We start from the raw sequence: 12,415 nt of genomic DNA on the forward strand, positions 1-12,415 counted from the left end.
GAAACCATGCCTGACCAGCAGGAATCAAACGATCAAGTTCGGTTGAGATACGGCTTCTGAGTTGACCCCGCCAACGCTCCTGCATGAGGTCGATGCGGAACCACTCCCGCGGAACCAGCAGTCTGTAGTCACTCGGGATGGCCGCCCGTGACGAAACGTCGGCTTTCAGCGACTCCTTCACCCTGGCATCACCAAGGGGGCTCCTTGGGTGCCGAAGAAGCGAACGCTCTTCACGACGCCGGCGAACATGGCGGAGAAGACGTCCCATCCTTCAACCGTCGGTGTCCCCATCTCCATCAGCAGCACGGTCCCGTTGTTCAGCGGAACCTGGACCTGTATGAAAGATGTCCATATCGGCTCGTCCTGCCCTGATTGCGTCAGGTTGCCGTCAATGCTGGTGGACCGGTTGCCTACACACGTCACGGCTGGACCGCAGGGCAGCCGTACCTCGTCGATCTGTCCGAGCCCCAGGTGCCGCATCGTGGATGCGATAAATCCAGCCGGATCGCCGCCGACTCGCTCATCCACGAGATCCATGAGGCTGACGTTGACCGTAGCCGTACAGCGGACGCCGTCGACTTCCGTCGTGACGAAACCGGCGTACTGCACGCCCGCCTCTATGAACTCGTCGTAGTGTGCAGCACACATGGCAGCCCATTGCAGTTGGACTTCCTCATCAGCGCCTGGCAGCGCACGCTTGGACAACTCGACCAATTGGTCGGCGAGCTCGTCCAGGCCGTCCGCCTCGAAAGGCAACTCGAAGAATCCTTCGGGCATGATCCAGCGAACCTCGACACCGTCACTTCCCGTGAGGCTGTGCTGAGCTTCATCAACGGTGTCAGCGGTCATCTGCGCCTTCGCTCTCATACGGTTCGCGATCAGCCACTTCGGGATGGAATTTCGCAGCGAAAGGGTAGGGGCCGTAGTGCGGGTAGTGGGCCGGTACGTCGGCTCCTCCCCGTCGGGCGAGGTGTGCGATCTCCCGGTACTTTCGCGCCCGGGCCCGTAGGTTCTGCTGGACCGGATCGCCCCAGTGCAACAACGCACTGCGCACGAAGAAGAAGAGCTGAGTCGCCACAACTGCCGCGGCGGCCGTCAGATAGACGTTGCGGGCGGCAGCGGTCTCCCAGTACTGAGCCACGCCGCCCCAGTAGATCACTACCCCGAAGCCCACGAGGGCCAGGGGCACTCCATGAGCAAAGCCGGCCTTGAACATGTCCTCTTCGTCGAGGTGACGCCGGCGCAACATGTCGAGCACCGCGCGGTCATCCCGGAAGTCGAACCGCAGCTCCTGTCCAGCCTCCTCCGCGGCCTGCTTCGCCTCGGGCACAGCGGCGATCACCGAGCCGCGGACCAAGGTGACGACCTCACCACCCCGGCGACCGATGAACTCCCATTGGCCGAACTCGTGCTTGTCACTCATGTCATCTGCCCTCCTTGAACGGGCGCAGGCACCCTACGCCGCCAGGGCCGCGTGGAACGTCTTCGGTGAGACGCTCGGGGCGGGGCCTGGTGAGGGCGACGGCGAGGGGCCAGGCGCGGGGGCTTTCGGCGGTTCCTGGTATCCGGTCTTCTCGCCGTTCTCACCGCTGAGCATCCTGTGCAAGGCGCTCGCGAGACCCGCCCCCTTGATCACACCCGTGATCTTCTTGCCCTCGATCAGCGCGTTACGCGCCGTCCTGCCCAGAACCTTGTTGACGAGCTTGACGCTGACCCCGTTCAGGAAGTTGTGCCCAACACCGTCCAGTGCGGCCAAGCCACTGAACCTGAACTTCGCCAGTCCCTTGACACCCTTGAGGGCCTTGAACCCCTTCAGTGCACCGAGCCCGGGCAGCACTCCCAGCGCATCGGCGCCCAGCTTCAGCCAGTCGACCTTCCCGCCGCGCACAGTCATGTCGTACGCGTGGCCGGCGAGCGCGGCCGCGCTGGTCAACACGGCTAGGGTCGCGAATATGGGAACCAGGAACTGAAGCGGCGGGACGAAGGCGCAAACCACTGCAAGTACGGACAGTACGGCCGAGATGTTGGACATCGTATCCGCCCAGTCCGCAAGGAAGTTCATGAAGCCGCCCGGGTCCCGGACCGCGTCGTGGTGCACGACGTTCTTGATATGACGGGCGGCTTTGTCCCCCGCGTCGTCATAGATGTCCCTGGCGTCCTTCACCGCCCTGCGTGCGTCACCGATGCAATGCAGGGCCTCGTCGCGCTTCTTGACCCAGCGCTCGTACTCTTCCTTCTCCGCAGCGGGAATATCGTGTGCGGGATACTTGTCGATGAACTTCTTCACCTCACTGTCCGCGAGGTCGTGGTCGACTTTGGCCTCACGATAATCAGCAAGCGCCTTGTCCGCCTTCCGCTGCGCGCGGCGCATTTCACTGGAGAACTGCTCCGAACTCCCTTCGAGCACCTCCTCGCCGATGGCCTTGGCAGCCTCGTCATAGCGCTCGAAGGACTTCTTCAACTTGTCCGCCGTGCCATCGGCAAGCTCATGGAATCCTTTTCCGGCCTCACTGTCCCAACCTTCCACCGAGGCAAGCGCCTTGATGACCCGGGACTGCTCATCGATCATGTCGGCCATCTTGCGCAACTTGCGCCCCAGTTCAGCTACTTCCTCGGGGTCGCCCGGCGTCGGGTCGTCATGCCACAGAGGCGGCCAGTCGGAGTCCGTCCTGCTCATTTCTTCCCCTTGCTCTGCGCCTTGGCGTCCCGGATGGCCTTGGCCAGCTCATGGTCGATGTCGTCGTACGCCTTGGCGGCGGTCCGGGTGAACTCGGCCAGCTGCTCAAGTTCCTTCATCAGTTTCTTCCGGGTTTTCTTCCAGGTGTCCCCGAATTCTGAGAAGGCGTCCTTGAGACCGCCGTGGCCTACCGCCTGACCGTACTCGCCCGCAGGATTGCCGTGCCGCTCGAACTCGCCATGGATCTTGGTCAGATCGCGTGAGCACTGCTTGATGGCGGCGAGATCCGCCTTTACGTGGTCCCCCATGAAGAATGCCTCTCTATGGCTCTATGGCTGTTCTCGGTGGAATCTGACGAGCCCTGACGCGAATGCGGACTCCCTCACTCCTCATGACGCGCGGTACGAGATACGCTCTCGGCACACCGATCCCGTTCCGCATCGGCAAGGAGAGTCTTGACGTGACACGTAGGGGCACACAGCACGTGGCAACGGACCGCCTTGGTATCCACGCCGAAGCAGGCGAATGGTGCTGCATCGACAAGATCCCTCAGCCCCCGGCGGACGTACTCCAGGCTGCTGGAAACCCCTGCCTCCGCCCTGCCCGACTGCCCCCACTGGGCCTGATCGGCGCGGTGCTCGGTGCACCGTTCATACCCCTCCTCATGTTGTTGAGTCTTCTGTCCGATGCGGAAGAAGCCATCAAGCGATCCCTCGACACGAAGGAAGAAAAGGAACGGTGGCGGGCCAAGAAGGAGGACGACAAGCGCCGGGACGCCACCATCGCCCAACAAGGCCTCGACAAGGTCTTCGACGGGAGCTGGCACGGCAACGCCGGGCAGTTCCTGCTGCGTTGGTACAGCCACTCCACCCACCACCAGCGACTGCTGCTTGCGACCCAGGAAGGGATCGTCCTGGCGGCTCCACCGCAGCGCGTCAGCGTCGGACGGGAGAAGCACATGCAGATCGTCGCCCGCCTTCCCGCCGTCGAGGCAACCCTCGTCGACCCCTTCTTCGGCGAGTTCGAGACGAGGATGCTGCTGATCCGTTTCCGTGACGGATCCTGGCTGCGAGTCGACACGGAAGAACTCCGCAGCGACCTCCACATGTATCTGCTCCGGCAGCCCCTCCCCGACAGCTGACGAGCGCCGGGCGGCAGGACGCCTGCCCGGTACGTTCAGCATCCACCGCCGCACCGGGCAGGCATCTCGCCCCTACTTGCTCTTGGCCGACTTGGCCAACTCCTCGTCGATCTGCTCGAACTTGTCGGCAGCGTTGGTCAGGTAGTCCCCCATGCCGTCAAGCCCGTCGAGGGTGTCCTTCGTGCCGCGGACGAACTCGTCGAAGTTCTCGTCGAACGCCTTCGACGAGCTCTTGGTGACGTAGCCGGACTCGACCAGGTTCGCGATGTACTTGCGGAGGCCGTCGAGCTTCTCCTGGAGCTTTTCCTTCTCCTTCACGACATGCTTGGCCGCATCCCGCATGTCCTGGTATGTGACGTCAAGGTCCTTGGCCATGAAGCCGCTCCCTCTTCAACACGCCGCAGGGCCAACCCCCGTGGCTCCCTGTCCGCGGACGCAACGGATGGGCCGCTTGGTTCCATCGGTGTGATCGTCCGCTTTCGAGGGAGCAGCTTACGGGGGTCAACTCGGGCCGCACATCCCGGATCTGTGAACAGGACGTCGTGAGCGCGTGCATATGCCGTTGCCTTCGGGAAGGAACAGATGGGAGAAACCGGGCGGCAGCGAGCGCGAGGTGCGGCGGCTCGGACAAGGTGCGCCGGGGGTGCACGAGACCGTGCCGTGTCTCGCCTCCCCATTGCCCCCGAACACCCGTCAGCGGATATCGTCGCTTCCGACTGTGACCTGCGAGAGGGAAGCGGACACAGCGGCTTGGGGAGGACAAGCGTGCGCCTGACTCTGACCGTCGTCGACCCGTTCGGCGGGGGCTCTGCCGATGTCGTACTCGATGCCGATCCCGAGTCCACCGTCGGGGACATCGCCCAGGAGCTGGCCAAACACGTCGGGGTCGGCGGGGCTCAGGTCATTCCCATCGGGCAGCACCATCAGGTTCCCGCCGGCGGTGCGCCTCTCGTGTACGTGGACGGGTACGCCGTCGATCCCTCCGCGACCGTCGTCGGGTCGCCGCTGCGCGAGGGTGCCGTCGTCAGCCTTCAGGATCCCGCCGGGTGTCTGCCGGGTGAGCCCACCGGTCTCGTCGAGCTGCGCGTCGTCGGCGGACCCGTCGCCGGGTTCGTGCACCGGCTCGGTGTCGGGCGGTACGACATCGGCAGCGGGCCGGCGTCGTACATCCGGATCGACGACCCCGAACTCGACGCCCGCGCCCTCACGTTGTCAGTTGCAACCGATGGCACCTGCCAAGTCGCCGTGCACCAGGACAAGGACGGCGTCACCCTCGACGGTGAGAAGCTCGACGGCAGCGACTGGCCCCTCGGCGCCCAGATCGCGGTCGGCAACACCCTGCTCGAACTCGCCCGCTACACCCCGCCGAACGCGGCCCTGAAGTGGTCGGACGACGGTGTCGGCCTCGACTACAACCGGCCGCCCCGGCTGCGCCCCCCGGACCGGCAGACCAAGTTCCGGCTGCCGAGCCCGCCGCGGGAGTACGAGGCGCGGCCGCTGCCCTGGCTGATGGCGCTCACGCCGCTCGTCGGGTCCGTCGTCTCCGTGCTGATCTTCCACCGCTGGTACTACCTGATCATGGCGGGGCTCAGCCCCATCATGCTGTTCGCCAACTACTTCATGGACAAGAAGCACGGGCGCAAGTCCCATGCGAAGCAGGTCAAGGAGTACAAGGAGCAGAAGGAGCGGATCGAGAAGGACGCCCAGGACGCCTTGACCGCCGAGCGGCTCGATCGGCGCAATGCCGTTCCCGATCCCGCCACCGTCCTCTCCCTCGGGACCGGGCCTCGGACACGGCTGTGGGAGCGGCGGCGCACCGACCGCGATCATCTGCTCGTCCGCGTCGGGACCGGGCGGATGCCCACCGAGGTCGTCCTCGACGATCCCGAGCAGGACGATCACCGCCGCCAGGTCACCTGGAACATCGAGGACGCCCCCGTCGCCCTGTCGCTACGCTCACTCGGCGTCATCGGCATGGCCGGGCCCGGGGACTCCGCCCGGGCGATGGGGCGTTGGGCCGTGGCCCAGACCGCCGCGCTGCACAGCCCGATGGACGTGCAGTTCTATGTGCTCAGCGAGAACAGTGCCCAGGCCGGCTGGGACTGGGTGCGCTGGCTGCCGCACGCCCGGCCGTCCGGCGGGCAGGACGTCAACGTCCTCATCGGTACCGACGCCGAGACGGCCGGCGCCCGGATCGGCGAGCTGACGCAGGTCCTCGACGCGCGCAAGAAGGCCGCCGAGCAGAACCGCGGCCAGGGCGTCAGCTTCAGCGAGCCGGACATCGTGGTCGTGTGGGACGGGTCGCGGCGGCTGCGGTCGCTGCCCGGTGTCGTACGGATCCTGCGCGAGGGGCCGGCCGTCGCGATGTACGCCATCTGCCTGGACGCCGAGGAGCGGTTCCTGCCGGGCGAGTGCCAGGCGTTCGTCGTCGCGGAGCCCAAGGCCCAGGAGTACGACAGCCAGACGCAGCAGGCGGTCCAGCCGAAGCACGTCGCCGGAGGCTTCCCGTCCTTCCAGGCGTGGCACGCGGCTGGCACGGAGCCCGAACGTGCCGTACAAGTACAGGAGTTGAGGCTACGCGTCGAGGAGGCGGGCGCGGAGCGCATCAAGGACGTACGGCCCGACTTCGTCTCCGCGCCGTGGTGTCTGCGGCTGGCCCGCTCCCTGTCCGCGCTCCGCGACATCAGCGGCGAGACCGAGGACTCGGCCCTGCCCGGCTCGAGCCGGCTCCTCGACGTGCTCCAGCTGGAGCCGCCCACCCGTGATGCCATCGTCGCGCGCTGGAGGATGGGCGGGCAGTCCACGCTCGCGGTGATCGGTGAGTCGTACGACGGCCCGTTCGGCATCGACATGCGCAAGGACGGCCCGCACGGTCTGATCGCCGGTACCACCGGTTCCGGCAAGTCAGAGCTGCTGCAGACCATCGTCGCGTCGCTGGCCGTGGCCAACACGCCCGAGAACATGACGTTCGTGCTCGTCGACTACAAGGGTGGCTCGGCGTTCAAGGACTGTGTGAAGCTGCCGCACACCGTCGGCATGGTCACCGACCTCGACGCCCATCTCGTCGAGCGCGCCCTGGAGTCGCTGGGGGCCGAGCTGAAGCGGCGCGAGCACATCCTGGCCGCGGCCGACGCCAAGGACATCGAGGACTACCAGGATCTCGTGCGCAGGGATCCGTCCCATGCGCCGGTGCCCCGACTCCTCATCGTCATCGACGAGTTCGCGTCCATGGTGCGCGACCTGCCCGACTTCGTGACGGGGCTCGTGAACATCGCCCAGCGGGGCCGGTCCCTCGGCATCCATCTCCTCCTCGCCACCCAGCGGCCGTCCGGTGTCGTCTCCCCGGAGATCCGCGCCAACACCAACCTCCGTATCGCCCTGCGTGTCACGGACGGCGGCGAGTCGTCCGACGTCATCGACTCGCCCGAGGCCGGGCACATCTCGAAGAACACGCCGGGCCGGGCGTACGTCCGGCTCGGGCACGCCTCCCTGGTCCCCTTCCAGTCGGGCCGCGTCGGTGGCCGCCGGCCCGGCGCCGCCGACCCCACCGCGCTCGCGCCCTGGGTCGGGGAGCTGACCTGGGAGGATCTGGGCCGGGCCGCGCTGGTGAAGCCGAAGAGCGAGGCGCGCGAGGACGAGGAGATCACCGACCTCAAGGTGCTCGTCGACGCCGTACGCGAGGCCGACCGGGCCCTCGGTATCCCGGCCCAGCACAAGCCGTGGCTGGACGCGCTCTCCGAGAAGCTGCTCCTCGACGAGATCGAGGCGCCGGTCCCGGCGCTCGCCCCCGGAAAGCTGCCGCCGGCGCCGTACGGTGTGGAGGACCTGCCCGCCGACCAGGCGCGCCGCCCGGTCGTGGTGGACTTCGCGTCCTTCGGCCATCTGATGATCGGCGGCGCTCCGCGCAGCGGCCGCTCCCAGGTGCTGCGCACCATCGCGGGCTCCCTGGCCCGCACGCATTCTGTCGCGGACGTGCACATGTACGGCATCGACTGCGGCAACGGCGCACTGAACGCGCTGACCCGCCTGCCGCACTGCGGCGCGGTCGTCGGTCGCAACCAGACCGAACGCGTGATCCGGCTGGTCAACCGACTCAAGGGTGAACTCGGCCGCCGCCAGGACCTGTTGGCGGAGAAGGGGTTCGCGGACATCGGCGAGCAACGGGCCGCGGCCGGCGAGGACGAGCGGCTGCCGCACATCGTCGTGCTGCTCGACCGCTGGGAGGGCTGGGTACCCACGCTCGGCGAGATCGACCACGGGTCGCTGACCGACGAGCTGACGACGATCATGCGCGAGGGCGCGAGCGTCGGCATCCACCTCGTGCTGACCGGTGACCGCACGCTTCTGGTCGGCCGCATCGCCACGCTCACCGAGGACAAGTACGGCCTCAGGCTCGCCGACCGCAGCGACTTCTCCACGCTGGGCATCCCCACACGCAAGGTGCCGGAGGAGATCCCGCCGGGGCGTGCCTTCCGCAACGAATCCGGTACAGAGACCCAGTTCGCGCTGCTCGCGGAGGACACCACGGGTCAGGGCCAGGCGGCGGCGATCGCGGCGATCGGCGAGGCGGCGACGGCGCGGGACGCCGGCGTGCCGCGCTCCCGGCGCCCGTTCCGCGTGGACAGCCTCCCGAGCCGTATCTCCTTCCCCGAGGCGTGGGAGATGCGCGACCCGGAGGCCTCCCGGTCCCGGCTGTGGGGGCTGGTGGGCATCGGCGGTGACGAGATCGTGGGTTTCGGGCCCGACCTCGCCGAGGGCGTCCCGGCGTTCGTCGTCGCGGGTCCGGCGAAGTCCGGCCGCTCGACCGTCCTGCTGAACTTCGCCCAGTCCTTCCTCGCCCAGGGCATACGGCTCGTGATCGCGGCCCCGCGCCAGTCGCCGCTGCGCGGACTCGACGGCACGGACGGCGTGTTGAAGGTCTTCACCGGTGACGACATCGACGAGGACGAGTTCGAGGAGGTCATCGACTCGGCGTCACTGGAGGAGCCGATCGCCGTCCTCGTCGACGACGGGGAGATCCTCGAGGACCTCGACGCCGAGTCCCATATGAAGCGCATCGTCTCGCGCGGCGCCGAACGCGGCCTCGCCCTCGTCATCGCAGGTGACGAGGAGGACGTCTGCAGCGGCTTCTCGGGCTGGCAGGTCGACGCCAAGAAGGCGCGCCGCGGCATCCTGCTCTCCCCGCAGGAGTCGTCCAGCGGCGACCTCATCGGCGTACGGCTGTCGCGCAGCATGGTGGGCGGCCAGGTGACTCCCGGCAAGGGCATGCTGCACCTGGGCGACGGGGAGCTGCGGACGGTGGTCGTTCCGGGGTGAGCGGCGGGCCGGCGAGGCCGTAGCGGAGGAAGGCGGCGTCGGGTCTCAGCGGTACGAGCGCGGGCGGCGGCCCGTGGCACCGGACGGCCGCCAGTGCTGTGGCCGGGAAGGTTTGCCGGCCACAGCACTAGTCGACGCGTGACATCCGCGACGTCGGATTCCCCTCCGCCGAGCTGTCCGACGTGTACTTCAGATCGTCGCCGACCGGGGTGAGTTGAACCGCGTGCGGCGTCGGGTCGCAGCCGTCGTGATTGGTCTTCGCGCCCACGGATGTCGCCACGAGCTGTGTTCTCGTCACCTTCTTCAGGGTGAGTACGTCCGTGCACGTGCCGCCGAGTTGGTCGGTCTGCACCAGGCGGCCCAACTCCTCGCCCGCACCCGCCCGGTGGACCGTCAGGCGGAAGGTGCCGATCGGCAGGTTGCCGTCGAGGGCGGTGCCCTGGCCCTCCCATGTGCCGAGGTAGCGGGAGGGGACGGCTGTGGGTGCGGTGCCGTCGCCCGGGGTGGCGAAGGCGCTCGACGCGGGGGGGTCGGCCGCGGTGTCCCCGCCCGCGTCGTCGTTCCCGCCGATCAGGGGGCGGACCAGGAAGCCCATTCCCACGGCCACCGCGGCCAGCGCCCCGGCTACCGCCAGGGCCACCGTGCAGCTCACCCGGCGTCCGCGTCCGCCCTCTCCGGGAGCGGACGTGGCCGCGACGCTCACGGACACCTTGCCGGGGGACCGTTCCGCGGGCGGTGCGTCCCTGGGTTCGGGGACGGCGGTCGGCGCGCCGGCGTATCGGGGCGGTGGCACGTCTTCCAGGGCGGGTACGGCAGTTGACGCGCCCCTCGGTGGTCCGGGTACGACCGTTCCCGGCCCCGGCATCTCCGGCGCCGGCCCGAACTCTCCCACCGCCGCCCGGCTGAATCCCACCGGCCCCGACGGAGTCACCTCCGTCGACTCCAGGTTGAGCAGCTGTACGGCACTTCGGCTCACCTGCTCCACCAGCGCGCCCGGCAGCCAGCCCGCCGCCACCAGCCTCGCCGCGCCCTCGGGGGCGAGTCGGCGGGCCAACTCGCCCGGTGCGGGCCGCGCTTCCGGTGTCTTCGTCAGGCATGCCTCCGCCACCTCCCTCAACTCACCGCTCATTGCGCTGAGTTCGGGCTGCTCGTGGACGACCTTGTAGAGGAGGGCGGCCGACGAGTCGCCGGGGAACGGGGGTTCACCCATCGTCGCGTACGCCAGCACCGCGCCCAGCGAGAAGACGTCCGCCGCTCCCGTGACGCCCTTGCCCAGGATCTGTTCGGGGGACATGTAGCCGGGTGAGCCGATGGACACGCCGGACGAGGTGAGGGAGGCCGTGCCGTCCGCGGCGCGGGCGATGCCGAAATCGATCAGGAGGGGGCCGTCGACGGTGAGCAGCACGTTGGACGGCTTCACGTCCCGGTGGACCAGGCCCAGCTCGTGGACGGCCGTGAGCGCTTCGGCCAGACCCGCGCCCAGGACCCGTACCGTGTGCTCGGGCAGCGGACCGCCGGACGCCACCGCGGCGGCCAGCGACGGGCCCGCCGCGTACGCGGTGGCCACCCAGGGCACGGGGGCCTCCGGGTCCGCGTCCAGGACCGGCGCCGTCCAGGCGCCGCCGACCCGGCGGGCCGCATCGACCTCGCGCCGGAAGCGGGCGCGGAACTCCTCGTCGAACGCGTAGTGCGGATGCACGATCTTCACCGCGACCGTGCGCCCGCCCGCGCTCCGCCCCAGATAGACCCGACCCATACCGCCGGAACCGAGCCGGCCGAGAAGCCGGTAGGGACCGACGGCGGTCGGCTCGTCGGCCGCGAGCGGCTGCATGGCGCCCCCTCTCCCCCGTCACGCCTTCGTCAGCAGGGTAGTGCCGGGCAGCCGCCGCCGGCCTCACGGCTCCAGCAAGTCCACCTTCACGTCCGCCGGGAACCCCGTCGTCGGGCCCACGCGGCGCGCGAACTCCGCGACCGCCGCGAGCTGCGGACCGCCGAAGCGGAAGTCGAGGGTCGTGAAGTACTTCTCGAGGACGCGCTCGTCGAACGCCTCCCAGCGGGCCGCCTGCTCGGCGACCTTGCCGACCTCCTCCAGGGAGAGGTTGCGGGAGGCGAGGAAGGCCTCGTGGACCTTGCGGGTGACGAACGGCTCGCGCTCCAGATAGTCGCGGCGGGCGGCCCAGACCGCGAAGACGAACGGCAGCCCCGTCCACTCCTTCCACAGTGCGCCCAGGTCATGCACGGCGAGGCCGTAGCGCGGGCCGTCCAGCAGATTGGCCCTGAGCGCCGCGTCGCCGATCAGGACCGCCGCGTCGGCCTCCTGCATCATCAGGCTGAGGTCGGGCGGGCAGGTGTAGTAGTCGGGCCGTACGCCGTAGCGCTCGGCCAGCAGCAGCTGGGCGAGGCGGACGGAGGTGCGGGAGGTCGAGCCGAGGGCGACGCGGGCGCCGTCCAGCCGGTCGAGCGGGACCTGCGAGACGATCACGCAGGACATGACCGGACCGTCGCAGCCGACAGCGATGTCGGGGAAGGCCACCAGGTCGTCCGCGTTCTTGAGGAACTCGACGAGGGTGATGGGCCCGATGTCGAGGTCCCCCCGCACCAGCTGCTCGCTGAGCTTCTCCGGGGTGTCCTTGGTGAGCTCGAAGTCGAGGAGGGTGCCGGTTCTCGCGAGCCCCCAGTACAGGGGCAGGCAGTTCAGGAACTGGATGTGGCCGACGCGCGGCCGAGTGCGAGAATTGTCCACATCGCGAGACTAGACCCCATGGGGTACGGTGCTGAGACCGGCCCCACCGTCAACCCCTCCGGCAGACCTTTCAAACGTCCGGGTGACGTGATCTTGACCTCTATCGCTTTCGGCTGCCCGCGTGCTAGGCTCGCCGCAAGTTGCAGTTTGGTTTCCCTTGCAGTACAGAGCCTGCGGAGCATGTGACCGCGGGCTCTCGTCGTTTTCAGACATATGCACTTGTGCGGCTGTTTCACACTTGCAGGTTCTGGAGCAGGGCGACCCTTTTGAGCCCAAGGAGGGCTTATGGCTACCGGAACCGTTAAGTGGTTCAACGCCGAAAAGGGCTTTGGCTTCATCGCCCAGGAAGGCGGCGGCCCCGACGTCTTCGTTCACTACTCCGCGATCAACGCCTCTGGCTTCCGCTCCCTCGAGGAGAACCAGCAGGTGAGCTTCGATGTCACGCAGGGTCCGAAGGGCCCGCAGGCGGAGAACGTCACCCCCGTCTGAGCCGCGGTCTGATCGCAGCACGAGTGCAGTACCCAAGGAGCCCCGCGCC

10 protein-coding genes and 1 pseudogene are annotated in these 12,415 nt (G+C 68.3%); 3 read left to right on the plus strand and 8 right to left on the minus strand.

What is annotated here, in order from left to right; genetic code table 11:
- The 5 genes and pseudogenes from IEZ19_RS51570 to IEZ19_RS39475 form a co-directional block, all read right to left on the minus strand.
- Positions 1-181 (minus strand): annotated as a pseudogene (locus tag IEZ19_RS51570) (hypothetical protein); the annotation flags it as partial.
- Positions 178-849 carry a hypothetical protein gene (locus IEZ19_RS39460; protein ID WP_189316217.1) on the minus strand — a complete coding sequence of 224 codons (672 nt, stop codon included), beginning with the start codon at positions 847-849 and terminating at the stop codon, positions 178-180. The gene IEZ19_RS39460 and the pseudogene IEZ19_RS51570, both read right to left, overlap by 4 nt.
- Entirely contained in the window at positions 839-1,423 is a 585-nt protein-coding gene (locus IEZ19_RS39465; RefSeq protein ID WP_189316218.1) for a hypothetical protein, read from the minus strand. Before IEZ19_RS39465 ends, IEZ19_RS39460 begins: the two co-directional genes overlap by 11 nt.
- Positions 1,424-1,456: 33 nt before the next feature.
- On the minus strand, positions 1,457-2,677 hold the full coding sequence (locus tag IEZ19_RS39470; protein ID WP_189316219.1) for a putative T7SS-secreted protein: 1,221 nt from the start codon (positions 2,675-2,677) through the stop codon (positions 1,457-1,459).
- The gene (locus tag IEZ19_RS39475; RefSeq protein ID WP_189316220.1) at positions 2,674-2,985 is read right to left on the minus strand and encodes a WXG100 family type VII secretion target; all 312 of its coding nucleotides are present in this window, start codon (positions 2,983-2,985) and stop codon (positions 2,674-2,676) included. The genes IEZ19_RS39470 and IEZ19_RS39475 overlap by 4 nt, the downstream gene beginning before the upstream one ends.
- A gap of 356 nt (positions 2,986-3,341) precedes the next feature.
- Here IEZ19_RS39475 and IEZ19_RS39480 point away from each other — a divergent pair, with 356 nt between their 5' ends.
- Entirely contained in the window at positions 3,342-3,818 is a 477-nt protein-coding gene (locus tag IEZ19_RS39480) for a hypothetical protein (RefSeq protein ID WP_229841335.1), read from the plus strand.
- A gap of 72 nt (positions 3,819-3,890) precedes the next feature.
- Here IEZ19_RS39480 and IEZ19_RS39485 read toward each other — a convergent pair whose 3' ends face one another.
- Positions 3,891-4,193, minus strand: coding sequence for a WXG100 family type VII secretion target (locus IEZ19_RS39485; protein WP_189316222.1), 303 nt, complete (start codon positions 4,191-4,193; stop codon positions 3,891-3,893).
- A 390-nt stretch (positions 4,194-4,583) separates the two neighbouring features.
- On the opposite strand from IEZ19_RS39485, the gene IEZ19_RS39490 reads away from it, so the two are divergent.
- On the plus strand, positions 4,584-9,134 hold the full coding sequence (locus IEZ19_RS39490; RefSeq protein WP_189316223.1) for an FtsK/SpoIIIE domain-containing protein: 4,551 nt from the start codon (positions 4,584-4,586) through the stop codon (positions 9,132-9,134).
- A gap of 127 nt (positions 9,135-9,261) precedes the next feature.
- Here IEZ19_RS39490 and IEZ19_RS39495 read toward each other — a convergent pair whose 3' ends face one another.
- Both IEZ19_RS39495 and IEZ19_RS39500 read right to left on the minus strand, forming a co-directional pair.
- The gene (locus tag IEZ19_RS39495) at positions 9,262-10,965 is read right to left on the minus strand and encodes a serine/threonine-protein kinase (RefSeq protein WP_189316224.1); all 1,704 of its coding nucleotides are present in this window, start codon (positions 10,963-10,965) and stop codon (positions 9,262-9,264) included.
- 63 nt (positions 10,966-11,028) lie between these two features.
- Positions 11,029-11,877 carry a menaquinone biosynthetic enzyme MqnA/MqnD family protein gene (locus tag IEZ19_RS39500; protein WP_189316225.1) on the minus strand — a complete coding sequence of 283 codons (849 nt, stop codon included), beginning with the start codon at positions 11,875-11,877 and terminating at the stop codon, positions 11,029-11,031.
- A 285-nt stretch (positions 11,878-12,162) separates the two neighbouring features.
- Here IEZ19_RS39500 and IEZ19_RS39505 point away from each other — a divergent pair, with 285 nt between their 5' ends.
- A complete protein-coding gene (locus IEZ19_RS39505) occupies positions 12,163-12,366 on the plus strand; it encodes a cold-shock protein (protein ID WP_003992177.1) in 204 nt (67 codons plus the stop codon).
- The last annotated feature ends 49 nt before the right edge of the window (positions 12,367-12,415 follow it).

The organism is Streptomyces brasiliensis (assembly GCF_014647875.1).
GTDB lineage: Bacteria > Actinomycetota > Actinomycetes > Streptomycetales > Streptomycetaceae > Streptomyces > Streptomyces brasiliensis.

Coding starts and splice junctions, on each gene's coding strand:
- IEZ19_RS39475 (WP_189316220.1), bottom strand. CDS start 2,985: ATGGGGGACCACGTAAAGGCGGATCTCGCCGCCATCAAGCAGTGCTCA.
- IEZ19_RS39505 (WP_003992177.1), top strand. CDS start 12,163: ATGGCTACCGGAACCGTTAAGTGGTTCAACGCCGAAAAGGGCTTTGGC.
- IEZ19_RS39495 (WP_189316224.1), bottom strand. CDS start 10,965: ATGCAGCCGCTCGCGGCCGACGAGCCGACCGCCGTCGGTCCCTACCGG.
- IEZ19_RS39485 (WP_189316222.1), bottom strand. CDS start 4,193: ATGGCCAAGGACCTTGACGTCACATACCAGGACATGCGGGATGCGGCC.
- IEZ19_RS39480 (WP_229841335.1), top strand. CDS start 3,342: ATGTTGTTGAGTCTTCTGTCCGATGCGGAAGAAGCCATCAAGCGATCC.
- IEZ19_RS39460 (WP_189316217.1), bottom strand. CDS start 849: ATGACCGCTGACACCGTTGATGAAGCTCAGCACAGCCTCACGGGAAGT.
- IEZ19_RS39465 (WP_189316218.1), bottom strand. CDS start 1,423: ATGAGTGACAAGCACGAGTTCGGCCAATGGGAGTTCATCGGTCGCCGG.
- IEZ19_RS39470 (WP_189316219.1), bottom strand. CDS start 2,677: ATGAGCAGGACGGACTCCGACTGGCCGCCTCTGTGGCATGACGACCCG.